This is a genomic window from Tistrella mobilis KA081020-065, assembly GCF_000264455.2.
GTDB classification, from domain to species: domain Bacteria; phylum Pseudomonadota; class Alphaproteobacteria; order Tistrellales; family Tistrellaceae; genus Tistrella; species Tistrella mobilis.
The window spans coordinates 1,542,954-1,566,429 of the sequence record NC_017956.1; the positions used below are offsets into that span (position 1 = coordinate 1,542,954).

At 69.5% G+C, this 23,476-nt stretch carries 23 protein-coding genes; 10 read left to right on the plus strand and 13 right to left on the minus strand.

What is annotated here, in order from left to right; genetic code table 11:
• The first annotated feature begins 52 nt into the window (after positions 1-52).
• Entirely contained in the window at positions 53-1,093 is a 1,041-nt protein-coding gene (locus TMO_RS29190) for an alpha/beta hydrolase (protein WP_014744907.1), read from the plus strand.
• A gap of 49 nt (positions 1,094-1,142) precedes the next feature.
• Here TMO_RS29190 and TMO_RS06990 read toward each other — a convergent pair whose 3' ends face one another.
• The 4 genes from TMO_RS06990 to TMO_RS07005 all read right to left on the minus strand — a co-directional run bounded on the left by TMO_RS06990 (position 1,143) and on the right by TMO_RS07005 (position 5,195).
• Entirely contained in the window at positions 1,143-1,967 is an 825-nt protein-coding gene (locus TMO_RS06990; RefSeq protein WP_014744908.1) for an ABC transporter permease, read from the minus strand.
• Entirely contained in the window at positions 1,964-2,848 is an 885-nt protein-coding gene (locus tag TMO_RS06995; protein ID WP_041604866.1) for an ABC transporter permease, read from the minus strand. The genes TMO_RS06990 and TMO_RS06995 overlap by 4 nt, the downstream gene beginning before the upstream one ends.
• Positions 2,841-3,938 carry an ABC transporter ATP-binding protein gene (locus TMO_RS07000; RefSeq protein ID WP_014744910.1) on the minus strand — a complete coding sequence of 366 codons (1,098 nt, stop codon included), beginning with the start codon at positions 3,936-3,938 and terminating at the stop codon, positions 2,841-2,843. Before TMO_RS07000 ends, TMO_RS06995 begins: the two co-directional genes overlap by 8 nt.
• An 81-nt stretch (positions 3,939-4,019) precedes the next feature.
• Positions 4,020-5,195: an extracellular solute-binding protein gene (locus tag TMO_RS07005; RefSeq protein WP_014744911.1), complete on the minus strand. Its 1,176-nt coding sequence runs from the start codon at positions 5,193-5,195 to the stop codon at positions 4,020-4,022.
• 517 nt (positions 5,196-5,712) lie between these two features.
• Between TMO_RS07005 and TMO_RS29195 the strand changes: the two genes are divergently transcribed.
• The gene (locus TMO_RS29195) at positions 5,713-6,567 is read left to right on the plus strand and encodes a universal stress protein (RefSeq protein WP_051045321.1); all 855 of its coding nucleotides are present in this window, start codon (positions 5,713-5,715) and stop codon (positions 6,565-6,567) included.
• 20 nt (positions 6,568-6,587) lie between these two features.
• Here the strand turns inward: TMO_RS29195 and TMO_RS07015 are convergent, their stop codons facing one another.
• On the minus strand, positions 6,588-7,865 hold the full coding sequence (locus tag TMO_RS07015) for an MFS transporter (protein WP_014744913.1): 1,278 nt from the start codon (positions 7,863-7,865) through the stop codon (positions 6,588-6,590).
• Positions 7,866-8,072: 207 nt separating this feature from the next.
• On the opposite strand from TMO_RS07015, the gene TMO_RS07020 reads away from it, so the two are divergent.
• The gene (locus tag TMO_RS07020; RefSeq protein WP_014744914.1) at positions 8,073-8,810 is read left to right on the plus strand and encodes an HAD family hydrolase; all 738 of its coding nucleotides are present in this window, start codon (positions 8,073-8,075) and stop codon (positions 8,808-8,810) included.
• A 9-nt stretch (positions 8,811-8,819) separates the two neighbouring features.
• Here the strand turns inward: TMO_RS07020 and TMO_RS29200 are convergent, their stop codons facing one another.
• The 8 genes from TMO_RS29200 to TMO_RS07060 all read right to left on the minus strand — a co-directional run bounded on the left by TMO_RS29200 (position 8,820) and on the right by TMO_RS07060 (position 16,647).
• Positions 8,820-9,614, minus strand: a complete 795-nt coding sequence (locus TMO_RS29200) for a prepilin peptidase (RefSeq protein ID WP_014744915.1) — start codon at positions 9,612-9,614, stop codon at positions 8,820-8,822.
• Between the two features lie 38 nt (positions 9,615-9,652).
• Positions 9,653-10,324: an ABC-type transport auxiliary lipoprotein family protein gene (locus tag TMO_RS07030; protein WP_014744916.1), complete on the minus strand. Its 672-nt coding sequence runs from the start codon at positions 10,322-10,324 to the stop codon at positions 9,653-9,655.
• A complete protein-coding gene (locus tag TMO_RS07035) occupies positions 10,317-11,315 on the minus strand; it encodes an MlaD family protein (RefSeq protein WP_014744917.1) in 999 nt (332 codons plus the stop codon). The genes TMO_RS07030 and TMO_RS07035 overlap by 8 nt, the downstream gene beginning before the upstream one ends.
• 18 nt (positions 11,316-11,333) lie before the next feature.
• Complete coding sequence (locus TMO_RS07040; protein WP_014744918.1) at positions 11,334-12,185, minus strand: ABC transporter ATP-binding protein; 852 nt, start codon at positions 12,183-12,185, stop codon at positions 11,334-11,336.
• Positions 12,186-12,189: 4 nt separating this feature from the next.
• The gene (locus TMO_RS07045; protein ID WP_014744919.1) at positions 12,190-13,383 is read right to left on the minus strand and encodes an MlaE family ABC transporter permease; all 1,194 of its coding nucleotides are present in this window, start codon (positions 13,381-13,383) and stop codon (positions 12,190-12,192) included.
• Between the two features lie 125 nt (positions 13,384-13,508).
• On the minus strand, positions 13,509-15,044 hold the full coding sequence (locus TMO_RS07050) for an AMP-binding protein (RefSeq protein WP_014744920.1): 1,536 nt from the start codon (positions 15,042-15,044) through the stop codon (positions 13,509-13,511).
• 43 nt (positions 15,045-15,087) lie between these two features.
• A complete protein-coding gene (locus TMO_RS07055) occupies positions 15,088-15,903 on the minus strand; it encodes an enoyl-CoA hydratase-related protein (RefSeq protein ID WP_014744921.1) in 816 nt (271 codons plus the stop codon).
• Positions 15,904-15,960: 57 nt separating this feature from the next.
• Positions 15,961-16,647: a GntR family transcriptional regulator gene (locus TMO_RS07060; protein ID WP_014744922.1), complete on the minus strand. Its 687-nt coding sequence runs from the start codon at positions 16,645-16,647 to the stop codon at positions 15,961-15,963.
• A gap of 220 nt (positions 16,648-16,867) precedes the next feature.
• On the opposite strand from TMO_RS07060, the gene TMO_RS07065 reads away from it, so the two are divergent.
• The 7 genes from TMO_RS07065 (at position 16,868) to TMO_RS07095 (ending at position 23,471) form a co-directional block, all read left to right on the plus strand.
• Positions 16,868-17,383, plus strand: a complete 516-nt coding sequence (locus TMO_RS07065) for a TRAP transporter small permease subunit (RefSeq protein ID WP_014744923.1) — start codon at positions 16,868-16,870, stop codon at positions 17,381-17,383.
• Complete coding sequence (locus tag TMO_RS07070; RefSeq protein WP_014744924.1) at positions 17,380-18,666, plus strand: TRAP transporter large permease; 1,287 nt, start codon at positions 17,380-17,382, stop codon at positions 18,664-18,666. Before TMO_RS07065 ends, TMO_RS07070 begins: the two co-directional genes overlap by 4 nt.
• A 78-nt stretch (positions 18,667-18,744) precedes the next feature.
• Positions 18,745-19,788 carry a TRAP transporter substrate-binding protein gene (locus TMO_RS07075; protein ID WP_014744925.1) on the plus strand — a complete coding sequence of 348 codons (1,044 nt, stop codon included), beginning with the start codon at positions 18,745-18,747 and terminating at the stop codon, positions 19,786-19,788.
• Positions 19,772-21,007 (plus strand): CaiB/BaiF CoA transferase family protein, encoded by a 1,236-nt coding sequence (locus TMO_RS07080; RefSeq protein WP_014744926.1) that lies wholly within the window; start codon positions 19,772-19,774, stop codon positions 21,005-21,007. Before TMO_RS07075 ends, TMO_RS07080 begins: the two co-directional genes overlap by 17 nt.
• 49 nt (positions 21,008-21,056) lie before the next feature.
• The gene (locus tag TMO_RS07085) at positions 21,057-21,851 is read left to right on the plus strand and encodes an enoyl-CoA hydratase (protein WP_014744927.1); all 795 of its coding nucleotides are present in this window, start codon (positions 21,057-21,059) and stop codon (positions 21,849-21,851) included.
• 110 nt (positions 21,852-21,961) lie between these two features.
• Entirely contained in the window at positions 21,962-22,936 is a 975-nt protein-coding gene (locus TMO_RS07090; RefSeq protein WP_014744928.1) for an alpha/beta hydrolase, read from the plus strand.
• A 7-nt stretch (positions 22,937-22,943) separates the two neighbouring features.
• Positions 22,944-23,471 (plus strand): hypothetical protein, encoded by a 528-nt coding sequence (locus TMO_RS07095; protein ID WP_014744929.1) that lies wholly within the window; start codon positions 22,944-22,946, stop codon positions 23,469-23,471.
• Positions 23,472-23,476 lie beyond the last annotated feature (5 nt).

The following is a 23,476-nucleotide window of genomic DNA, read 5'->3' on the forward strand; positions in this document are numbered from 1 at the left end:
GCCAATCTGAACCTCTCTCCCATCACGGCCGACAGGGAGAGGGGCGAGGCTGATGGCGACCATGATCCATTTCGCGACCAACCGCAGACCGGCACCGAAGACGGTGTTCTCGGAAAGCTTCAACGACGACCCGGACGAGCTGCGCTTCGGCACCGCAAGCTTCGACGGATCCGCGCTCTATCGCGCGCCGCTGGACGCGGTCGCCGCCAGTGCCGAGGTGACGATCCGGCCCGAGAATCTGGCCCGCAATCGCCTGGGCAGCACCGATGCCTTCGCCGCCATTCGCCAGGCCGTTTCCGGCAATCGCGATGTGCTTTTGTTTGTTCATGGTTACAATCACAGCTTCCGCGAGTCGCTGGGGCGGGCCGTGCAGATCCAGCAATGGCTGGCCGATGGCGGGCGGGACATGGTGATGGTTCTGTTCGCCTGGCCGTCGCTCGGCCGCGGGGTGAGCGGCCGCACCTATCGGGACGAGCGCGGCCGGGCGCAGATGTCGGGCCCGGCGCTCGGCCGGCTGCTGCTCAAGGCCGCCGATTTCCTGCGCGCCGGCCCGGCCGGGGCGGGGGACCCCGGGGCGGTGTGCATCGCGCGGATTCACCTTCTGGCCCACAGCATGGGCAACTGGGTGCTGCGTGGGGGCATCGGCCATATGCGCACCTTCGTCGGCGACAACATTCCGCCGCTGTTCGACGAGGTGATCCTGACGGCCGCGGACGAGGACGACGACACCTTGACCGCGCCGAAAAAACTGGCGCCGCTGCTGCGCGGCTGCCGCCGGCTGACGGTCTATTACAACCAGCAGGATCTGGCGCTGAAGGCGAGTGATGTGGCGATGGGCAATCCCGACCGGCTGGGCCTGTCGGGTCCGCTCAGGCCCGACACCCTGCCGGCCAAGATTGCCGCGATCAACGTCTCTCCGGCCATCCTGCGCAATCTGACCGGGGATCGCGCCTGGGAGGACGACCCGACCGGCCACCAGTATTTCCGCAACAATGCCGTGGTGCGTGCCGATATGCTGCATGTGATGACCGGCGCGCTGGACGAGGACATCCCGAACCGCAGCCGCCGCCCTGGCTGGTGGCGGCTGGGGTAGGGGCGGGTCGGGGCCAGGGTCGGGACGGGGCAGGGGTCGGGACGGGCGATCAGCCGGCGGGGGCGATGCGCTTGGCGGCCCGCCGGCGGTTCAGCTCCCAGATCACCGCGCCCAGAATGGTGAGCGCGATCAGGATCAGCCCCAGCGCATTGACCGCGGGGGTGACACCGGTGCGCACCTTGCTTGCGATATAGACGGTGAGCGGCGTATCGAAGCCGCGCACGAACAGGGTGGTGTTGTAGTTCTCGAAGCTCTGCAGGAAGGCGATGAAGGCGGCGGCCAGCATGGTCGGCGCCAGAAAGGGCAGGGTGATGCGGCGGAACGAGGTCCAGGGGCTGGCCCCCAGATCGCGCGCGGCTTCCTCCAGCCCACGGTCGAAGCGCTGCAGCCGCGCCTGGACCATCAGCATCACATAGGCCGCGATATAGGTGGACTGGGCGACGATGATCAGGAACAACCCGCCGCCGACCTCGATCTGGCGCCAGAAGACCAGGGTCGAGATGCCGATGATCACGCCCGGCGTCAGCAGGGGAGAGACCATCAGCGCGAAGCCGAAGCTGCGCGCCCGCCCGCGCAGCCCGTCGAGCAGCAGGGCTGCGGCGGTACCGACCGGCACCGTGACCGCGACCACGCCGGCCGCGGCCAGCAGGCTGGTGGTCAGCCCTTCCCACATCTGCCTGTCGGACCAGAGGGCGTCGAACCATTTGAGCGTGGTGCCGGCCCAGGGGGTGATGGTGGGCAGGCGGCTGTCGTTGAAGGTGGCCGCCCCCATCACGATCAGCGGCAGGAAGAGGTAGAACAGAAACAGGCCCAGATAGAGCCGCATCATCATGCGGCCCAGACGGTCTTCGCCGGTGGCGGTTCCGGTGCTCATCTCGCGATGTCTCCCACGCCGACCTTGAACACCCGCATCATGATCATGATGAAGCCCATGCAGATCAGCAGCAGCACGAAGGCATAGGCCGCACCCATATGCCAGTTGCCGCCCTCGAAGAACCAGTCATAGATGATCTGGGTGAACCAGCGGCTGCCGGGCGAGCCGAGCAGGGCCGGTACGGCATAGGATCCGGCGGCGAGCATGAAGGTCATGATGCAGCCGGTGGCGATGCCGGGTTTGGCATGGGGGATCACCACCCGGCGGTGGATGCGCGGCCAGCCGGCCCCCAGATCGCGGGCGGCCTCGATCTGCGCCCGGTCCAGGCTTTCGATCGCGTTGTAGATCGGAAAGACCATGAACAGCACATAGGCATAGACCATGCCGACCAGCACCGCGCCGTTGCCGTCGATCCAGCGCACCGGCTGATCGATGACGCCGAGGCCGAGCAGAAGGCCGTTCAGCGGCCCGTTCAGCGCCAGGATGATGTACCAGGCGAAAGTACGCAGCACCTCGTTGATCCAGAACGGAATGATCAGGATCAGCATCACGGTCGCCGCCCGCCTGCGGGTGGCGACCTGGGCCAGGTAATAGGCGATGGGGTAGCAGGCGACCAGGGTCAGCAGGGTGACCAGTGCGCTCGCCCAGATCGTCTTGATGAAGATGGCGAAATGGATCTGGTTCGAGAACAGCGCGGCATAGTTGGCGAAGCTGCGGATGTCCTCCGGTCCGCCGACCTTCGAGGGCGGCAGGTTGGGGCGCAGCGAATAGTCCAACATCCAGAGCTGCGGCAGCACCACCAGGATCAGCACCCAGACCGCGCTGATCCCCAGAATGGCGAAGGCGAGGGCCGGGCCGCGTCGGCGGATCATGTCACCCATCGGCCAGCACCACCGCATCCTGCGGCCCGAAGGCGAGGCCGATGCGCACACCCGGCGCCAGCGGCGGCAGATTGCCGTCATTGACCAGCTGGGCCAGGAATTCGGCCGGTAGCCCCGGACCATGGCCCTCGGGCCGGGCGACCAGATGCAGGAAGGGGCCTTCGAAGCGCTGATCGGTCACCACCGCCGGCAGGGCGCCGATGGCGGAGAGACCCTCGGCGGCGGTCAGGCGCATGCGTTCGGGGCGCACGAACAGGGCGGCCGGCTGGCCGGCCTTGAGCGGTGCCGGTGCGATGCCGGCCATCGGGCCGAAGGCGGTGTCGACCACCGCCTCGTTGCCGTCCATGCCGGTCACCCGGCCGGGGATGCGGTTGGCCTCGCCCACGAAGCCGGCGACGAAGGCGGTGCGCGGCCGGTCGTAGAGTTCGGCCGGGGCTGCGACCTGCTGGACGCGGCCGGCGCTCATCACCGCCACCTCGTCGGACATGGCCAGCGCCTCGCCCTGATCATGGGTGATGTAGATGAAGGTGACGCCGGTGCGCTGCTGCAGGGCGCGGAGTTCGGCCCGCATGTGCTGGCGCAGCTTCAGATCCAGTGCCGACAGCGGCTCGTCGAGCAGCAGCACCTGGGGCTCCACCGCCAGCGCGCGGGCGATGGCGACGCGCTGACGCTGACCGCCCGAGAGGTCGGTGACCTTCTTGTCGGCGATGCCGGGCAGGGCGATCACGTCGAGCAGCTTCTCGACCCGCTTGCGGCGCTCGGCCGCGGCGATGCCGCGGACTTCCAGGCCGAAGCCGATATTTTCGGCCACGGTCATCAGCGGGAACAGCGCCAGGTTCTGGAAGATCATGGCGGTCGGCCGCTGTTCGGGCCGCTGGCCGGCCATGTCGCGGCCACCGATCAGCACCCGGCCGGAGGTCGGCTCCAGGAACCCGCCGATCATGCGCAGCAGCGTGGTCTTGCCACAGCCCGAGGGGCCCAGGATCGAGAAGAAATGGCCGGGGGCGATGGTCAGGTCGACGTCGTCGACGGCCGCAGGGCCGGCGCCGAAGCGCATGGTGACGTGTTCAAGGGTGACGCCGTGGCTCATGGGGTGCCGTTTCGTCTCCGGTGGGTGGACTCCGAAAGCGGCGCCCCCGGGCCCGGGGGCGCCGCTTCAGGCCGTTCCGGCTCAGGCGGACAGGAACTGGTCCTGATAGCCGTTGCGCTTGGCGACGAACCAGCTTTCCTGCACCGGCCACCACCACAGCTTGTCCAGCGCGTCGCCCGGATAGGCGGCGGCGAAGAAGGCCTTGTTCTCGGGCGTCAGCAGCGCGTCGGCGCCCTTGACGGTGGAGTTGTAGCCCATGTGGTTGGCCAGCATCGCGCCCGCTTCCGGGGTCAGCAGCCAGTTGATGAAGGCATAGGCATTGTCGAGGTTGGGCGCCTTGGAGGTGAGGCACACACCTTCCATCCAGGCCAGCGCGCCTTCCTTGGGCGCCACATAGCCGAAGGGCAGGCCTTCCTTGGACAGGGCGAGCGACGACGAATCCCAGGTCTGGCCGATCACGCAGCCATTGGCGCGGAAGGCGCCCTGGGCCTCGTTTTCGTTGCTCCAGAACTGGCCGACATTCTTCTTGTGCTTGATGGCCTCGGCGATGATGACGTCGTAGTTCTTCGTCATCGTGGCCTCGTCCTTGAAGCTGTCGCGATAGGGCGCGGGCAGCTTGCCTTCGGATTCGAGCCAGAGACCCAGGCCCGCCAGGGCCGAATGGGCGCGGACGGTGACCTTGCCGGCGAAGTCCGGCTTCCACAGATCACCGAAGCTGGCCTTGCCGTATTCCAGCGGCGCCTGCTGCTTGTGGAAGGTCAGCGCCTCGGTGCCCCAGTCGACCGGCACGATATAGCGCTTGCCGCTGATCACGCCGCCCATGCCGGCCGAGCCCGAAATGGTGGCGGGCAGCAGGCGGTCGAAGGCGACCTTGCCCTCGTCGATCGGCTGCACCAGCTCGAACTCGACATAGTTGGGCACGCGGTCGACGGTCGGCCAGATGATGTCGAAACCGCCGCCCTGGCTGGCGCGGAGCTGGTTCAGCAGCTCGTCATTAGTGCCGTATTCAGTGCGCACCGGGGTGATGCCGGTGGCCGCCTTGAAGGCGTCCAGCATCTCGTCGGTGACATAGCCGGCCCAGGCGAAGATCCGGACCTCGCCACCTGCCGCGCGGGCCGGGTTCAGGATCGCCGGACCCGTGAGGGCGAGGGCGGCGCCGCCGAGAGCCGAGGCCTTGAGCAGGCCACGGCGGGTGAAGGCACGGGCCGCGGCGGCGGTCCCGGCCGCCACGGAGTTGGCATCGACCTTGTCGGTCATCGTCGGCTCCTCTCGAACGCAGTCTGGATCCGGCACCGGGGCGTATCGCCCGACCCGGAGGGCTGTTTCAGGCAGGGGCTGCGGAGGGTGACCTTGTGCCCGGCGTACGTCTTCCCGCGATGGACTGCCAATGCAGGTCGACGTTCACGCTCCCCGAAACGCTTTCGCTGCGCGGGGTAGCATCGCACGTCACCGATCATTCGCAAAGACGGGACCGCACCACCTGGGGTGGCGGTCTATCCCGGTTGCGACGGAGGCCCCTCCCGCTCCCTGATCCGGCGCACCATAGTCCGATTGCGTGTCGCTTTTTTGACGACCCGGTATCGATCCGTGACACCGCGGCGAATTTCGGCTTCCGCCGTGGCGCGGGGCCGGTCCGGGCGCTAAACTTCGGCTCCGGAGCCCGTGCTGCCCGCCACGCGGATTGTGCATCTGCGGTGCCAGGGCTCCGGCGCGCGACACCGGACGTTCCGGGGTCCCGGAGCGTCTGACACCTTGGAACGAGGGAAGCCGGCCGATGAAGACGATACTGGTCCCCATGCATGGCGACGATGGCGACGCCGTGGCGCTCGAGACCGCCCATTCCGTCGCGCAGCATTTCAAGAGCCATATCGAAGCCCTGCTGATCCGCCACGACCCGCAGATCCTGGCCGGTGACGGCCTGGTCATCCCGTCGGACTATCTGGTCGAGATGGGCAATCGCTGGCAGAACATGGCCGAGCGGGTGCGCAAGGTGTATGAGGAGACGGTCACCCGGCTGGGCATTCAGAAGGCCGAGATCGATGCCGGCGGTGCGGCACTCGGCTGCCCGACCGCTTCCTGGCGCGAGCTTTCGGGCCAGGAAGCCGAGGTGGTCGGCCATCAGTCGCGGGTCTTCGATCTGACCATCGTCGCCCGCCCCGACGATCCGGCGCGCGACCTCTGGCGGGTGACCGCCGAGGCGGTGCTGTTCGACGGCGGCCGGCCGGTTCTGGTCACCCCGCAGGCCCCGCGCGCCGAGCTGGGCCGCAAGGTGCTGGTCGCCTGGAACGGCAGCACCGAGACCGCGCAATGCGTGGCGATGGCGATGCCCTGGCTGACCACCGCCGACGAGGTGCTGGTGCTGGCGGTGAAGGGCGGCATGGTGCCCGGTCCCTCGGCCGAGGAACTGGCGCGGCATCTGGCCCGCAACGGCGTCGCCGCCGGCGCGCGCACGCTGGACGAGGGTGACCGCAGCGTCGCCGAGGTGATCATCGCCGAGGCCCATGCCATGGGCGCCGACCTGATCGTGAAGGGCGCCTATACCCAGAGCCGCTTCCGGCAGATGATCTTCGGCGGCGTCACCAACGACCTGCTGCACCGTTCGCCGCTGCCGGTGCTGTTCGCGCATTGATGTCGGAACCGGGGCGAGGCTCAGCCCTCGCTCCGGCCCGATGCGGCACTTCCTGCAAGGCCGGCCTCGATCCGCGGCAGGCGGGTCCAGGCGTATGCGGCCCCTGCCGCCGCGATCAGGGCGGCCGCGAGCAGGGGCAGGGTGATGCCGACCAGATCGGCGGCGCTGCCGATGGCGAGCGCGCCCAGCGCCGGCACGCCGCGCATGACGACGAGATAAAGCCCGATCACCCGGCCCCGGCGGTCGGGCGGCGCATGCAGCTGCAGCAGGGTCTGGATCGAGATGCCGTTGGAGGTGATGGCGAAGCCGACCAGGGTCAGCAGGGCGATCGCCACCGGTTCGGTGGGGGCGAGGGCCGACAGCGCCGTACCGACGGCGCCGAGGGCGGTGGCCACCACCGCCACCTGCACCAGGCGTCGTTCGCCCGCACCGATCGCCATCCACAGCCCCGCCGCCAGCGCGCCGATGCCGATGGCGGCGGTGAAGGCGGCATAGCCGCCGGCACCGGCACCGAAATGGCCATCGGCCAGGGCCGGCAGGATCTCGGGCAAGGCGCGGGCGCCGAGGCTGGCGAAACAGAGCAGAGCGAGCAGCGGCCCGATACCCCCATGGCGCACGGCGAAGGCCAGGCCGTCTCGGAAATCGGCGATCAGGCCGGGGCGGGTGGCGGTGCGCGCGCGGCCGCTGCCGGCGTCTTCCGCCACCGGTACGCGCAGGCGAATCAGCTGCACCAGGAACAGGATCAGCGTCAGCGGATAGGCGGCAAAAGCGGCCGTGCCGTCCTCCAGCGCCAGCAGCGGGGCGGCGATCGCCGGGCCCAGGAAGCGTGCCAGGTTAAAGAGGCTGGCATTCAGCGCGACCGCGGCTGGCAGATCGTCGCGCGGCACCAGTTCGGGCACCAGCGCCAGACGTGCCGGCTGACCGAAGGCGGTGACCACGCCCAGCACCAGACCCAGCGCCACCAGCCAGCCGATGGTGATCAGCCCGGTCGCCACCAGGGTGAAGGCGGTCAGGGACTGGACCAGCATCAGGCCCTGGGTGGCGATGATCAGCCGGCGGCGGTCCAGCCGGTCGGCCAGCGCGCCGACCGCGGGGCTCAGGATCACCGTCGGCAGCAACTCGCACATGGCGAGCACGCCCAGCCAGGCGCCGGACCCCGTCAGCTTCCAGGCCATCCAACCGATGGCGAGGCGCTGCACCCACATGCCGATCAGCGAGGTGGCATTGCCGATCGTATACTGGCGATAGGCGGGTGCGGCGAGCGCACGGAAAAGCGGCTTCAGCCGGTTGCGGGCCATGGGGGGGTGGGTCCGGGAGCGGTTGGTGCCGGGCGGTCACGCCCGGGCAGGTATGCCCCGGGATTGTGGGCCGGCCATGGCGGGGATCGCAAGCCCGGTGACGGGGGCGGCCCGCAGCCATGCGCAGGACGCAGGCTTGATCCCGCCGCCCGGCTCGGGCATGGTCCGGCGATCAGGACGGGAACCAGGGGGGAGAGGGCAGCTGCCATGACCATCGGGGCGGAACGGCCCAGGATCGAAGCGATCCTGTTCGACAAGGACGGCACGCTGGTCGATTTCGATGCCAGCTGGGGCCCTGTCAATCGCCGGGTCGCCGAGCGTCTGGCGCGGGGCGATCTCCGCCTGGCCCATCGCCTGCTTGAAGCGGCCGGCCACGACCCCGAAACCGACCGGGTGCTGCCCGGATCCCTGTTTGCAATGGGCGACAGCATCAGCCTGGCGCGGACCTGGTCGCCCTTCCTGCCCGGCCAGCCCGATGCGCTGCGGCTGTCGCGAGAGATCGATCGCATGTTCGTGAGCTTCGGCGCCGGCGCGGCCCAGCCGGTCTGCGATCTGCCGGCGCTGTTCGGCGCATTGCGCGCCGGCGGCCTGCGGCTCGGCATCGCCACCAATGACAGCGCCGCAGGGGCTGAGGCCCTGGTCGCCCAGTGCGGGCTGCATGCCCATCTGGACTTCGTCGCCGGCTATGACAGCGGCCATGGCGCCAAGCCCGGGCCGGGCATGCTGACCGCCTTTGCCGCCACGATCGGCCGGCCTGCTTCCGTGGTGGCCGTGGTGGGCGACAGCCTGCACGACGTCGCCCTGGCGCGGGCGGGTGGTGCAGGACTTGCCGTGGTGGTGAAGGGCGGGGCGCGCATCGACCCCACGGTTGCCGCGGCCGCCGATCTGGTGCTTGACCGGCTTGAGGATGTAACCGGGCTGGTCCCTAAGCTCGCGGCCGGCTGAGCGGTCGGCTCACCCGAGAGCGGGGGCCGCCAGAAACAGGATCACCATCCCGGCCGCAAGCCCCGGGCCGAAAGGCAGGCGGCGGTCGGCCGAGACCTTGACCGCGAGCAGCCCCGCCAGGGCGACGGTGAGTGCGGCCCCCAGCGCCAGCCCCCAGGGCAGCGCCGCGCCCAGCCAGGCACCGCCGGCGGCCGCCAGTTTCACATCACCCATGCCGATGCCGTCGCGCCCGCGCCCCAGCCGATAGGCCATGGCGACCAGCCACATGCCGCCGAAGCCCGCGGCTGCGGCAAGCGTGCGCTCGCCCAGTGCGGCATCGTCGGGGGAGGCGAGCAGACCCAGGATCAGCAGCCCCCAGGTCAGCGGATCGGGCAGGCGGCCCTGGAGCAGATCGGCCGCGCCGAGGGCGGCACAGCCGGCGGCCAGGATCGCGACCTGTGCTGGCGGCGCGGGAGAGCCGATCAGCAGGCCGACCAGAACCGCCAGGGCGGCGAGCAGCCCGGCGCCCAGGGCGGCACGACCGGGGGAGGCCGGCGGCGTCCAGCCGAAGCCGTCTGCCTCGGGTGCGATCGCCCCTGCATCCTGCCGGTTCCGCTGGTGCCGCCAGGCCTCGGCATCCTCTTCGGCCGTGGTGGCGCGGCGGCCGCGGGTGATCAGGCGGCGGAGATGATCGACGCGCGATCTGACGGGGCCGGCGCGGCCTTCATTGCGGGCGATGGCGGCGGCGATGGCATAGCGGGCGAGGCCCCAGCCGCCCGCGGCAGCGGCGAGCGTCGGAACCAGGCCCTGGATCATGCCGCTCATCGCCACCTCCCCATGACAGGCTACATCATCGGCATCGTTCAGCGTGGCGGCAGGGCCGCCGTGCCGGCATCGATCGCCCAGACCACCAGCTCCTGCAGGAACCGGTCGGTCGCGGCGTCGAAGGCGTTGATCACCGGCTGCACGCCGTCGGTCACGGCCGGCTGGCGGATCTCGAACCGCTTCTGGGCCACGATCCGCCGGTCGGGCATGGTGACCAGCCGGGTGTTGACCTCCAGCCGGATCACCGGTGCGCCCGCGCCTTCGGCCGGGTACTGCGCCTGATAGTTCAGCAGTTCCGACTGCAGGGTGAAATCGGGCCTGAGCCCGACCGAGGCCGGCGCCACCGAGACATGCGAGCGGGCGTTCAGGAAGGCATCGACCATCAGCGACTGCATCATGCCGGTGGTGCGGTCGGTCCAGTTGGCCTTGGCGAAATAGCCGATCTCGGACCGTCCGCGCTGCAACACCACCCGCGAGGTATCCAGGGCGGCGGAGGCCGTGGGCCGTTCGACCGACAGCTGCCAGTCCGGGCCGCCGGTCGCCACCCCCGGGATCTGTTCGGGCGCCGTCAGACGATAGAGCTGCGGCGGATCGCCGAGCAGCAGCGAGCCCGGCGAGCAGGCGGAGAGGACGAGCGCCGCGGTGGCGGCGAGCATGCCGGTCCGCAACACGGCGCGACGGTTGATCTGGGGTGCGGTCGCGTCAGTCACCGGGGGTGTATCCCTGTTGCTGGCCGCCGAGCAGGAAGCGCTGCGGGTCGCGCTCGATCTGCACGGCGAGGCTGTTCAAGGTGGTGACGAGGCTGCGGGCCTCGGCCAGCAGCGCCGTCAGTTCATAAAGGCCGTTGGACGTAAAGTCGTTGATCGGCGTGCGGTTTTCGTCGATCAGGCTGTTGAGGTTGCGGTTGGTGCCGCGCAGCTCGGTGAGCAGCTGGGTCGCCCCCTGATCGATATTGCCGACTGTGCTGCGCAGCTCGGTGAGCGTCCGGCTCAGCTGGCTGTCGAGATTGCCCGCCGTGCCTTCAAGCTTCGTCATCATGCCGTCGAAGCGTTCGGCGGCGGCGCGGGCCGCCGCGACCGTCGCCTCTGCATCAGCCATCACCTTGTCGAGCCGTTCGGGGTTCTGCGCGATCGCACCGCTCACCGTCTTCAGATCCGACAGGGTGGCCGTGATCATGGCGCGGTTTTCGGGACCGAAGACCTCGTTGGCCTGATCGAGCAGGGTGATGGCGCGCGAGATCAGATCCGGAGCGCCGGCGATGATCTGGTCGATCCGCGAGGCCTTGGACGGGATCACCCGATGGCCGCTGGGGCTTTCGGCCCGTATCCCCGTGGTGGCGAGTGCACCGGAATCATCGGTGTCGAGCAGGATATAGGCGCCGCCGGTGATGCCCTGCAGGGCGAGCGTCGCCACGGTGTTGGGACCGATCGGCGTGGTCTCGGCGATGTCGGCGGTGACCAGGATGTAATCCGGGTTCTGGGGCGCGATGCGGATCGAGGCGATCTGCCCCACCGGGATGCCCCGATAGCTGACCGGATCGCCGGTCCTGAGGCCGGTGATCGCCTGGGCGAAGAAGATGTCGTACTGGGTATAGGACTGGTCGGAGCGGCTGCCCGCCACCCAGAGCACGAAGCCCACGAGCCCGATGAGCAGGACCAGCACGAAGCTGCCGACGATCAGATGATTGGCACGGGTTTCCATCGGTTTCGTCCCCGGTGTTCAACGGGCCGGCGGCGCATCCGGCCGCGCCTCGGGTTCGGGAGTGCCGGCCGAAGCCCGCGGCATCTCCGTCGCCCTGAGCGCGGCGCGGCCGCGCGGCCCGCCGAAATAGGATTGCAGCCATGGATGCGGGTCGCGGGCAAGCTCGGCGATCGGCGCAATGCGGATCTGCTTGTCGACGAGTGCGGCGACCCGGTCGCAGATGGCGTGCAGGGTGTCGAGGTCGTGGGTGACCAGCATGACGGTCACCCCCAGCGCGTGGTTGAGGTCCAGGATCAGCTGGTCGAAGCCCTCGGCCGAAATCGGATCGAGGCCGGCGGTCGGTTCGTCGAGCAGGAGAAGCTCGGGGTCGAGCGCCAGCGCCCGGGCGAGGCCGGCGCGCTTGCGCATGCCGCCCGAAAGTTCCGAGGGCAGCTTGCCGCCATCCCCCGGCTTGAGGCCCACCAGCACCAGCTTCTCGATCGCGAGCCGATGCGCGGTGTCGGCCCGGACATTGGCATGTTCGATCAGCGGCATGGCGACGTTTTCGGCAATGGTCAGCTGGCTGAACAGCGCGCCGTCCTGGAACAGCATGCCCATGCGCCGCTGGCGGCGGCTGCGCGCGGCATCGTCGGAGCCGGTGATTTCTTCACCCAGCAGGCGGATGCGGCCCTCGGCCGGATGGATCAGGCCCAGGATCGTCCGCAGCATCACCGACTTGCCCGAGCCAGAGCCGCCGACCACGCCCATGATCTCGCCGCGATCGACGGTGAAGCTCAGATGATCGTGGATGACGGTGCTGCCGAAGCGGGTCACCAGCCCCTCGACCTCGACGATCGGTTCCCCGGAGGGTTTGCGTGTCGAACTGGTCATGCCCTCACACCCCCAGGATCGAGAACAGGACCGAGAACAGCGCGTCGAGCAGGATCACCACGAACACGCCTTCGACCACCGAGGCGGTGGTCGCCCGGCCGACAGCCGCCGCCGACCGGCCGACCCGGAGGCCCTGGAAGCAGCCGATCACCGCGATCATCGCCGCGAAGATCGGCGCCTTGACCATGCCGACCAGGAAAGTGGTCAGCGTGATCGCCGTGCCGAGCTGGCGGAAGTACTGCGAAAACGAGATGTCGAGGGCGAGCAGCGCCATCACCGCGCCGCCGAAGATGCCCATCATGTCGGCGAAGAAGGTGAGCAGGGGCAGGGTGATCATCAGCGCCAGCATGCGCGGCATCACCAGCAGGTCGACCGGGTCGAGGCCCAGCGTGCGGATCGCATCGACCTCTTCGTTCAGCGTCATCGAGCCGATCTCTGCCGTGAAGGCACTGCCCGAGCGGCCGGCGACGATGATCGCCGTCAACAGGATGCCCATTTCACGCAGCACGCCGACACCGACCAGATTGACGGTGAAGATCTCGGCGCCGAACTGGCGGAGCTGGTCTGCACCCTGATAGGCCAGCACCACACCGATCAGAAAGCCCAGCAGGCCTACGATCGGCATGGCGTCCAGGCCGGTGCGCTCGATATGGCTGACCAGCGCCGTCCAGCGCATCCGCCGTGGCTGGAAGACGGTGCGCATCAGCGCGATGGTCACGAGGCCGATGAAGGCCACCAGGTCGCGCGCTTCCTTGAACGCCCCGATCGTGGCGCGGCCCAGGGTTTCGACCATGCCGAGGAAGCCACCGGCACGGCGGCGGGTGCCGCAATCGACCGAGGCCGCCGGCATCAATGTCTTCAGCAGATCGCGATAACGGTCATCGCCGCCGGCGACCGCAAGCCGGCCGTCGGTCTGCTCAGGGGCTTCCGAGACACCGGCGAGCGTCAGCAGCATCAGCCCGCCATTGGCATCCATGGCGGTGACCTCACCGATATCGATCTCGCCGGCCGGCGGTTCCTTGCCCCGCCGGATCCGCTCGATCCGGTCGAGCCTTGCGGTCGTCCAGTCGCCGCGGACCACGAGCCTGCGCCCGTGGGGGCCGTCGGTCCAGCTGGCCTCGGGCCAACGGGTCTCGGGCGAATTGGTCTGTGTGATGTCGGAAGCGTCGGATCGACGCGGTCCGGCGCCTGTCGGCATGCACCTCTCCCGGCTGATTGCCTCACATCCGCGCCAAGTTAGTCGGTTTCCGGGTGGAAGGCCAAGCCGGCGCGACGTGACTCAATCATGTTACACGGGATCGGACTGTTCGGATGCGCCACACATCACTTTTTTTGCGCCGCAGTGTAAAGCCCGGCATGCTCGCTCCGCAGCCGCGCCTTTTCGATCTTGCCCATGGTGTTGCGCGGCAGCCGGTCGACCACCAGCACCCGCTTCGGGCATTTATAGGCAGCAAGCGCGGCACGCAGGGCCGGCAGGATCCGGGCCTCGTCGGGCCGGGGCGCCCCCTGGGCCGGCTCCACGACGGCGGTCACCGCCTCGCCGAAATCGGCATGGGGCAGGCCGATCACCGCGCTTTCGCCCACCCCCTCCATGTCGTCGAGCAGGATTTCGACCTCGCGGGGGTAGACATTGTAGCCACCGGTGATGATCAGGTCTTTCGACCGGCCGACGATCGACAGCCGGCCGTCGGCGTCGGCGCGGGCGAGATCACCGGTGCGGAAGAAGCCGTCAGCGGTAAAGGCCTCGGCCGTCGCTTCGGGGCGGTGCCAGTAGCCGCGGAACACCGCCGGCCCGCGGATCTGCAGCTCGCCGGTCTCGCCGGCCGGCAGGGGCATGTCGCCGGCGCCGGCGATCCGCGCCTCGATGCCGGGCAGGGGGTAGCCGATGCTGCCCGGGCGGCGCTCGCCGTCGAGCGGGTTGGACACCACGATGCTCATCTCGGTCGCGCCATAGCGCTCGAGGATGGCGTGGCCGGTGGCCGCTTCGAATCGTCGGAACAGATCGGGGCCGAGCGGGGCCGAACCGGCGGTGGCGAGCCGGAGCTTCAGACAGTCGGCGGCCCCGAAACCCGGCAGGTCGAGCAGCCGGGCATAGAAGGTCGGTACGCCCATGAACACCGTCGACTCGGGCAGGCGGGCCCGGACCGTCTCCGCGTCGAAGCGCGGCAGCAGGATCATGCTGCCGCCGGCGGCAAGGATGGTGCCGGCGGCGACGAAGAGGCCATGGGCATGAAACAGCGGCAGGGCGTGCAGCAGCACGTCGGACGAGGTCATGCCCCAGGCGGTGCAGAGAGTCTCGACATTGCTGCGCAGGTTGTCGTGGCTGAGCAGCGCACCCTTGGGCCTGCCGGTGGTGCCCGAGGTGTAGAGCATGGCCGCCGGATCGTCAGGCCCGAGCTCAGGTGCAGGTGCCGCCACGCCGCCCGCGATGGCGGCATCGGCCGCGGCGGCGAGATCGCCCTCGCCCCGGGTGCCGAGGGTGCGAAGCGCGGTGCCCTCGGGGATTGCCGCGCGGCATTGATCGACCGCTGCCGGGTCGGTGACGAAGATCCGGGGGGCGGCATCCGCGAGCAGGGGGCCAAGTTCGGCCGGGGTGTAGGCGGTGTTGAGCGGCAGGAACACCGCGCCTGCCCGCAGCGTGCCGAGGAAGAGGGCGATGGCATCGACGCTCTTCTCCACCCGCACCGCCACCCGGTCGCCCGGCTGCACCCCGGCCGCAGCCAGGGCGGAGGCGAAGCCCCGGGCCCGTACCCCAAGCGCCCGCGCGGTCACCGTGCCGCCATCGCCGGTCCGGATGGCGATGGCGTCGGGGCTGCGGGCAAGGCCCGCATCGATCAGGGCGTGCAGGGTACGGGTCATCGGCTGAGGGCTTCCGGTGGTGATGCGGGTGAAAGCGGGAGGGTCAGTTGCCGGTGAAGGCGGGCGCGCGGCGCTCGGTCAGCGCGGCCAGACCCTCGGCATAGTCGGCGCTGCCATTGCAGGCGGCGATTGCCGCGCGGGCGGCGGTGACGGCGGCGGCGTCCTCGGGGCGGGTGGCGGCGCGGACCGAGTATTTCGACGCCCGGATCGAGAGCGGCGCGTTTTCGCGCAGCGTGTCGAGGATGGCCTCGACATGGCCGTCGAGCGCGTCGACCGGCAGCACGGCGTTCACCAGCCCCATCGCCTTCGCCGCGGCGGCGTCATAGCGCTTTGCGGTCATCAGCAATTCGCGGGCGGGGGCGGCGCCGATCGCGTCGACCAGCCGGCGGACGCCGGTTTCGTGATAGCCGATGCCGAGCCGGGCGGCGGGGATGCCGAAGGTCGCACGCTCGTCGGCATAGCGCAGGTCGCAGGCCAGCGCGACACCCATGCCGGCGCCGATGCAGGCGCCGTGGATCAGCGCGATGGTCGGCACCGGCATCGCTTCCAGGGCCGCCGAGGCGGCTTCCACCGCCGCATCGTACCGCTTCGGCCCCTCGGTGCCCGACCGGGCCTCGTTGAACTCGCTGAGATCGGCGCCCGATACGAAGGCGCGCTCGCCATGGCCGCGCACGACCACGGCGTGCAGCTCGCCCGGCCTCATGTCGCGCAGCCCGGCCAGATGCTCTGCCATCGCCACCCACATGCCGTAGCTGACGGCATTGCGCTTGGCCGGGTTGCGGATTTCCAGCACGGCAACGCCGCGGTCGAGGGAAAGCGTGACCGCCGGGGTGTCGGCGGCCTGGGTCTGGTCGGTCATCTGTCTGCCTTCCGGGGAGGGGATCTGTGGGGCGTGAAGTCCGGGTCGAACGAAAACTCAGCCGGTCTCGGCAAGGCCGGGCGGCGGGCGAAGGATGAAGTCGCGCAGCACATCGCCCTGGATGACGACATGGGCGCGCATCAGATCGGCGGCGCGGTCGGCCTCTCCGGCCAGAATCGCGGCCATCACCTCGCCATGCTCGTCGTCAGACCGGCCGAGCCGGCCGGGGCTGCGGCCCTGATGCAGGCGATAGGGCCGCAGCCGGTCGCGCAGCCGCTGGGTTTCCTGTTCCAGATAGCGGTTATGGGCGGCTTCGTAGATCAGCTCGTGGAAGCGCTCGTTGACCTCGTAATAGGCGTTCACATCGCCCTTCACCGCCTGGGCATGGGCGTCGGCGCAGGCCTGCTGCAGGGCGACACGGCCACGCTCGGTGATCCGGCGGGCGGCGAGGCGGGCGCAGAGCCCTTCCAGCTCGGCCATCACCTCGAACATTTCCAGCACCGACGACATCGTGGGCCGGGCGACCACCGCCCGCTGCCGGGGGCGGGTTTCGATCAGCCCGCTTTCCGCCAGTCGCCGCACCGCTTCGCGCACCGGGGTGCGCGAGACGCCATAGCGTTCGGCGAGATGGGTTTCCTCGACGACGGAACCTGGCGGCAGCTCGCCCGACAGGATGTCGTCGGCCAGGCGCTTCTGAACGCTTTCCGCAATCGTCGGGCGGCGTGGGCGGGTCTGCTCGGTCATCGGGTCCCGGATCCGGTTTGCGGGTGCATGCGTCTGCACATTCTAGGGTGCGGTCGTCCAAAGTGTCGCGGCTTCGGGTGCGGCGCAACAGTATTCCTTTTGCAGTGCAATGCATCCCGTATTTAGAAAAGTATATACACTTTGATCGGCGCCGCCTACACTGATGTTCATCACGAAGCCTGCCGGGCAAACCGGCGGCGATCCCTCGGGGAGGACCTTCATGAAAGTGATCCTGGCCGGCGCCGACCGCCTGGCCCGTGCCGCCTTTGCACTCTCGGCCGTGCTGGTGATGTGCCTGGCGGTGTTCGTGTTCTACGAGGTGGTCGCCCGCTACGTCGTCGGCCGGCCGACCATCTGGGTGAACGAGGTCAGCGGCTATCTGCTGGTTGCGACCACCTTCCTTGCCGGTGGATGGGTCCTGCGCCAGGGCGGCCATGTCCGCATGGAAATGCTGGAAGAAATGACCGGGCCGCGGGGTCGGGCGGCGCTGGCGCTGTTCGGCAACCTGATCGCCGGCGCCGTGGGCGCCGCCATGACCTGGACCGGCGCCTGGATGGCCTATGACAGCTGGGATTTCGGCTGGGAAAGCCCCACCATGCTCGCCACCCCGCTCTGGCTGCCGCAGGCCGCGATCCCGGTGGGGGCGGCGGTGCTGACCCTGTCGGCGCTTGCCGGGGCGCTGGATGCCGTCACCCGTCTGACCGGTTCCGCCGCGGCACCCGAGGTGCGGTCATGACCGGTGGCGTCGTCGCTCTTATCCTGCTGCTGGGCTTCGTCTTCTTTGCCGTACCGATCGGCTTCGCACTGTCGGGTGCGACGCTGGCCGGGCTGCTCGCCTTCGGCGATGCGGGGGCGTTGACCGCGCTTTCCAACATCAGCTGGGGGGCCACCTCGGAATTCGTGCTGACCGCGGTGCCGCTGTTCATTCTGATGAGCGAGATCATCAGCTTCACCGGAATCGGCCGCGACCTGTTCCTGGCGATCGAGCGCTGGCTGGGCCGGCTGCCCGGAGGGCTTGCCATGACCGGCGTGGTGGCCTGTGCCGCCTTCGGCGCCGTCGCCGGCACCGGCGTCGGTGTGGCCGCGGTGATCGGCGGCGTGGCCATCCCCGAAATGGTCCGTCGCGGCTATACGCGCGAGATGTCGACCGGCACGGTCGCCGCCTCCAGCGCACTCGGCATGATCATTCCGCCCAGCCTGCCGCTGATCCTCTACGGCGTGGTGACCGAAACCCCGATCGCCGATCTGTTCCTGGCCGGCCTGGTGCCGGGGGCGCTGATCATCGCCGCCTTCTGCCTGTACATCATGGTCGCCGTCTCGCTGGGCCACGGCATCGAGCCCGACGCGCCGCGGCCGCGCTTCACCTGGGCGGAGCGGCTGGCCTCGATCCGTCTGGCCGGCCCGACGGTGGTGCTGATCGTGGCGGTCATCGGCAGCATCTATGTCGGCATCGCGACGCCGACCGAGGCGGCTGCCGTGGGCGTGATCGGCGCGCTGCTGCTGGCGGCGGTGTCGGGCAAGCTCAGCTGGCCGGCCTTCCGCACCGCACTTGTCAATGCCACCCGCACCTCCTGCATGGTGATGTTCGTGCTGATCGGCGCCATGCTGTTCGGCTATCTGCTGGGCCTGCTGCGCGTGCCCCAGGGGTTGAGCGACTGGGTGCTGCATATGGGGCTGTCGCGCTGGGCCGTCTTCGCTCTGCTGATGGCCGCCTATTTCGTGCTCGGCATGTTCCTGGAGGTCACCTCGATCATCCTGATCACCATGCCGATCGTGTACCCGACCATCATCAAGCTGGGTTTCGACCCGGTCTGGTTCGCGATGGTGCTGATCGTGAACATGTCCTTCGCCGTGATCACGCCGCCGGTCGGGCTCTGCCTGTATGTCGCCAAATCCTGCCTGCCTGGTACCAGCATTTCCCAGGTCGTGCGCGGAACGTTGCCTTTCATGGGGCTGCTGGCGGCGGTGATCGTGGTGCTCTGCCTTTTCCCCGAGCTCGTCACCGGCTTCATCCGCTGACGCCTGCCGGCCGGCGGCCCCGAGGCTGCCGGCCCAAAACCCAATGACAGTCGAACTCGTCCAAAGGGAGGACACGCCATGCCCCTGTTCCGGACCAATGCGCGCCGCCCGCGGCTGCGCGCCCGGCTCGCCGCCGGTGTCGCCGCGGCGACCCTCGCCCTGATCTCGGCCGGTGCCGCGAGTGCCGCCGAGGTGACACTCCGCTTCGGCCATTATTTCGCGACCGAGGATTTCCGCGGCCGTACCGCGCAGTACCTGGCCGACCGCATCCAGACCCTGTCGAAGACGATCAAGGTCGAGGTCTTCCCGGCCGAGAGCCTGGTGAAAGGCCGCGAAGGACTGCAGGCGACGGCTCAGGGCACCGTCGACATGTATTCCATCTATGCGGGCTACATCACCGGCCAGGCCAAGCTGCTCAACATCTTCACCCTGCCGTTCCCGCCGGCGAGCTATGACGATGCCGCCCAGGCGAAGTTTGCGTCCGATCCGGAGGTCCGTGAGGTCATCGACCGCTCGCTCGGCCGCTTCGGCGTGCGCATGCTGGGCGTGATCAACAGCTCGGGCGATGTCGGCATGTTCATGCGCGACCCGATCGAGAGCGTCGCCGACCTGAACGGCCGCAAGATCCGCGGCGCCGGCGGCCTCTCCGACGAAGCGCTGCGTGCCATGGGCGCCTCGATCGTGTTCATGAGCGCGGCCGAACAGTTCCTGGCGCTGCAGACCGGCACGGTGGACGGCATCGCCACCACCTGGTCGTCCTATGTGAACAACAATCTCGCGACCGTCGCACCGGTGCATGTCGACGCCAATCTGGTGCGCTCGCCCTATCTGCTGATCATGAACGGCCGCAAATGGCAGGCGCTGGATGCCGAGCAGCAGAAGGCGGTGGAACAGGCAGTGGCCGAGACCATCACCTGGTCGACCGAGAACTTCAAGGCCGAGCAGGACAAGCTTTATGCCGAGATCAAGAAGCTGGCCAAGGTGAGCCAGGATCTCTCGGCCGAGGATCGCGCCCGCATCGACGAGCTGATGAAGCCGATCTATCAGGGCTATGTCGATGCCCATGGCGAGGACGGCGCCAAGCTGATGGAGCTGTGGAAGCGCTATGCCGGGGTCTCCTGATCGGGATCAGGTGGGCCGGACGGCAGGCGAGGGGGCCCCGCGCGGCCCCCTCGCCGGGCTGACCGTGCTCGACCTGTCGCGGGTGCGCTCGGGCCCGGCGGCGACGCGACTGCTCGCCGACTGGGGTGCACGGGTGATCCGCATAGAACCGCCCGAGACCGCTTCGGGTGGCGACGGCATGATGGGGCGCGAGGGCAGCGATTTCGCCAATCTGAACCGCGGCAAGGCCAGCATGACGCTGGACCTGAAGGCGCCGGAGGGGCTGGATCTCTTCCGCCGTCTGGTCGCGCGCGCCGATGTGGTGATCGAGAATTTCCGCCCCGACGTGAAACAGCGCCTCGGCATCGCCTGGGAGGATCTGAAACCGATCAACCCCGCCCTGGTGATGGCCTCGATCTCGGGCTTCGGCCAGGACGGGCCCTATGCCGGGCGGCCGGGTTTCGACCAGATCGCCCAGGGCATGGGCGGGCTGATGTCGGTGACCGGGCTGCCGGGGCAGGGGCCCGTGCGAGCCGGCATCCCCGTGGCCGATCTGACGGCGGGGATGTTCTGCGCGCTGGGCATCCTGGCGGCCCTGCTGCATGCGCGTGCGACCGGCGAGGGCCAGTGGCTGCACACCTCGCTGCTGGAAGCCCAGGTCTTCATGATGGACTTCCAGGCCGCCCGCACCCTGGTCGAGGGCGAGGTGCCGGCCCAGGCCGGCAACAACCACCCGACCTCGATCCCGACCGGTGTTTTCCCGACCGCGGACCGGCCGATCAATCTGGCGGTGGCAGGCGAGGTGATCTGGCAGCGCTTCTGCAAAGTGGCAGAGCTGGAGCATCTGGCAGCCGATCCGGATTTCGCCGATCGGGAGGCGCGGCTCGTCAATCGTGACCGGTTGAATGGGCTGATCGCCGAGCGGTTGAAAGCCCGGACGGCGGACGAGTGGACGCGTGTGTTCAACGCCGCCGGCGTGCCGGCCGGGCCGATCAACGACATGGCCCAGGTCTTCGCCGATGACCAGGTCCGCCATCTGCGGCTCGCAACCCCCGTCGACCTGCCGGGGCACGCGGCTGGCAGCACGGCGCTGCTGCGGCTGCCGGTCACGCTGACCACGACCCCGGGCGGCATCGCGGGGCCGCCGCCGGCGCTCGGCGCCGATACGGATCGCGTGCTGAGCGATCTGGGTCTTGCAGCCGATGCGATCGACGGCTTGCGGGACCGGGGCGTCATCTGATCTGATCTGACCGGTCCGTCACCGTCCTCGATCGAGGGGAAACACGCCTATGTCCATGCCCGAAGCCGGGCGCATCCGCGTCGACACCCAGGGCGCGGTCGCCACCCTGGTCATCGACAATCCCGACCGGCGCAATGCCATCGGCCTGCACATGTGGCACGCGATGGCCCAGGCGCTGGACGAGCTTTCGGCCGATACCAGCATCCGCGCCCTGGTGATCCGGGGCGAGGGCAGCCGTGCCTTTGCCTCTGGGGCCGACATCTCCCGCTTCGACCAGGAACGGTCGGAACCGGCGGGCGTGCAGGCCTATGCCGAGGCCACGAGGTCGGTGCTGCATCGCATCGCCCGCAGCCGGCTGCCGGTGATCGCGATGATCCACGGCGCCTGTGTCGGCGGCGGGCTCAACCTCGCTCTCGCCTGCGATATCCGGATCTCCGACGAGCATGCGGTCTTCGCCATTCCGGCAGCGAAGCTGGGCGTGGGCTATGGCCGCGAGGCGCTGGCCCGGCTTGCCGCCGCGGTCGGCCCGGCCCGGGCGCGGGAAATGGTGGTCTCGGCCCGCCGGCTGGAGGCGAGCCAGGCCCTGGCCTGGGGGCTGGTGTCGGATGTGGTGCCGCATGTGGCGCTGGCCGATGTGGTCACCGAACGGGCCCAGATGTTGGCCGGTCTGGCGCCGCTGACGATCATGGCGGCCAAGCTGTCGGTCGAACATGTGCTGCTGGGCGACCCGGCCATGGCCGAGGCCGCCGATCTGGCGGTCGATGCCTGCTTCGCCAGCGACGACTATGTCGAGGGTCGGCGGGCCTTCGGCGAGAAGCGGGCGCCGGTCTTCGACGGCAGATAGAGGCACGGGCCGTTCCCTATAATGCGGCGAGGTTGCAGACTGCCGGCTTGACGTCGGAGGCGACCTCGCCGGATCATCGGCGGGTCACGCGACCAGCCAGGGGAGTGCCGGTGTTCACTTTCGACGGCCTGCATCCGCAGGCGCAGCTGTTCATCGACATGCTGCGCGCCAGCCCGCCACCGCCCTATGACCAGATGGCGCTGGGCGAGGCGCGTGCCCTGTTCCGCGACACCATGCTCCGCTTCCGCGGCCCTGTGCAGGGCGGTGTGGCGGTAAATGCCCTGGTGCTGAAGGGGGCCGCCGGCGACCGGCCCGCGCGCATCTATCGGCCGGATGGTTGCGACGGAAGCCCTGCGCCGGCCCTGCTGTTCCTGCATGGCGGCGGCTGGGTGCTGGGCGATCTGGATACCCATGACGACATCTGCCGCCGGCTGGCGGTCGGATCGGGGGCCGTGGTCATCTCGTTCGATTATCGTCTGGCCCCCGAACATCCGTTTCCGGCCGGGTTCGACGATGCCGTCGCGGCCTTCCGCGATCTGGCGGGGCGGGCCGGCGCGCTGGGGCTCGACCCGGCCCGGCTGGCGATCGGCGGTGACAGCGCCGGCGGCAATCTGGCCGCGGCGGCCGCGATCGCGCTCCGCGATGCCGGCGATGCGGTGCAGCCGGTCTTCCAGCTGCTGATCTATCCCGCAACCGATCTGGGCACTGGCGAAAAGCGCGAGAAGAAGCCCGGCGAAGGACTGTTCCTGACCGAGCGGCTGCTGCGCTGGTTCCGCGCCTGCTATATCCCCGATCAGGCTGTTTCGCTGGAAGATCCGCGGCTGTCGCCGATCCACGCGCCAAGCCTGGCCGGGCTGCCACCCGCCCATATTCTGACCGCGCGTTTCGACCCGCTGCAGAGCGAGGGAGAGGCCTATGCCGCGGTGCTGAAGGCGGCCGGCGTTGCGGCCGACCACCATTGCGCCGAAGGCATGTTCCACGGCTTCCTGCACATGACCGCCTGGTTCGCGGATGCGCGCAGCGCCATTGACGGTCTGGCCCGGCGGCTGGCGCAGGGGCTGGCTGCCACGACCCCCGGGAGATGAGGCGGTGATGCCTGGCCTGCCGCAGGTTCTGCTGGTCAGACCCGAGGGTGATGCCCTGACCGCCGCCGCCTGGCGGACCGGCCTTGCCGCCGTGACCGCGACGCCGCCGATCGAGGTGACGGCGTCTGATCTGCCGGGACGCCTGGCCGATCATCCGGACCTCTTGATCGTGATGCCGCTGCGCCGGCCGCTGACGGCGGCCGAGGACGGGATCCGTGCCCTGCTCGGGCGGCTGCCGGCCCGCCGGCTGCTGGTGGTGGCGGCCGAAGGCGACCGGCCGCCGGCCGTGCTTGCCGCGGGCCTGCTGGCGGCCGGGGCGGCCGGTGTGCTGGATGATCCGGGCACGCCCGAGGCGCTGTTTGCCGCGGTTGCCCGCAGCCTGCTGCGGATTGCCGATGGCGGCCGGGTGCTGCCCGACCAGCCCGACGCCCAGGGCCCGGGCGCCGAACTTGCCGGCCGGATCGCCGCCGAAATCGCGGCCATCGGCTGGCGCCGCCCCCCGGCCGACGAAGACGACCCCGAACCGGTTTCCTGAGCGCC

Bases quoted from the DNA above. Each gene is read 5' to 3' on its own strand.
- TMO_RS29200 (WP_014744915.1), bottom strand. From the start codon at position 9,614: ATGAGCGGCATGATCCAGGGCCTGGTTCCGACGCTCGCCGCTGCCGCG.
- TMO_RS07050 (WP_014744920.1), bottom strand. From the start codon at position 15,044: ATGACCCGTACCCTGCACGCCCTGATCGATGCGGGCCTTGCCCGCAGC.
- TMO_RS06990 (WP_014744908.1), bottom strand. From the start codon at position 1,967: ATGAGCACCGGAACCGCCACCGGCGAAGACCGTCTGGGCCGCATGATG.
- TMO_RS07000 (WP_014744910.1), bottom strand. From the start codon at position 3,938: ATGAGCCACGGCGTCACCCTTGAACACGTCACCATGCGCTTCGGCGCC.
- TMO_RS07035 (WP_014744917.1), bottom strand. From the start codon at position 11,315: ATGGAAACCCGTGCCAATCATCTGATCGTCGGCAGCTTCGTGCTGGTC.
- TMO_RS07045 (WP_014744919.1), bottom strand. From the start codon at position 13,383: ATGCCGACAGGCGCCGGACCGCGTCGATCCGACGCTTCCGACATCACA.
- TMO_RS07070 (WP_014744924.1), top strand. From the start codon at position 17,380: ATGACCGGTGGCGTCGTCGCTCTTATCCTGCTGCTGGGCTTCGTCTTC.
- TMO_RS07060 (WP_014744922.1), bottom strand. From the start codon at position 16,647: ATGACCGAGCAGACCCGCCCACGCCGCCCGACGATTGCGGAAAGCGTT.
- TMO_RS07005 (WP_014744911.1), bottom strand. From the start codon at position 5,195: ATGACCGACAAGGTCGATGCCAACTCCGTGGCGGCCGGGACCGCCGCC.
- TMO_RS29195 (WP_051045321.1), top strand. From the start codon at position 5,713: ATGAAGACGATACTGGTCCCCATGCATGGCGACGATGGCGACGCCGTG.
- TMO_RS07040 (WP_014744918.1), bottom strand. From the start codon at position 12,185: ATGACCAGTTCGACACGCAAACCCTCCGGGGAACCGATCGTCGAGGTC.
- TMO_RS07055 (WP_014744921.1), bottom strand. From the start codon at position 15,903: ATGACCGACCAGACCCAGGCCGCCGACACCCCGGCGGTCACGCTTTCC.
- TMO_RS07020 (WP_014744914.1), top strand. From the start codon at position 8,073: ATGACCATCGGGGCGGAACGGCCCAGGATCGAAGCGATCCTGTTCGAC.
- TMO_RS07065 (WP_014744923.1), top strand. From the start codon at position 16,868: ATGAAAGTGATCCTGGCCGGCGCCGACCGCCTGGCCCGTGCCGCCTTT.
- TMO_RS07085 (WP_014744927.1), top strand. From the start codon at position 21,057: ATGTCCATGCCCGAAGCCGGGCGCATCCGCGTCGACACCCAGGGCGCG.
- TMO_RS06995 (WP_041604866.1), bottom strand. From the start codon at position 2,848: ATGGGTGACATGATCCGCCGACGCGGCCCGGCCCTCGCCTTCGCCATT.
- TMO_RS07015 (WP_014744913.1), bottom strand. From the start codon at position 7,865: ATGGCCCGCAACCGGCTGAAGCCGCTTTTCCGTGCGCTCGCCGCACCC.
- TMO_RS07075 (WP_014744925.1), top strand. From the start codon at position 18,745: ATGCCCCTGTTCCGGACCAATGCGCGCCGCCCGCGGCTGCGCGCCCGG.
- TMO_RS29190 (WP_014744907.1), top strand. From the start codon at position 53: ATGGCGACCATGATCCATTTCGCGACCAACCGCAGACCGGCACCGAAG.
- TMO_RS07080 (WP_014744926.1), top strand. From the start codon at position 19,772: ATGCCGGGGTCTCCTGATCGGGATCAGGTGGGCCGGACGGCAGGCGAG.
- TMO_RS07095 (WP_014744929.1), top strand. From the start codon at position 22,944: ATGCCTGGCCTGCCGCAGGTTCTGCTGGTCAGACCCGAGGGTGATGCC.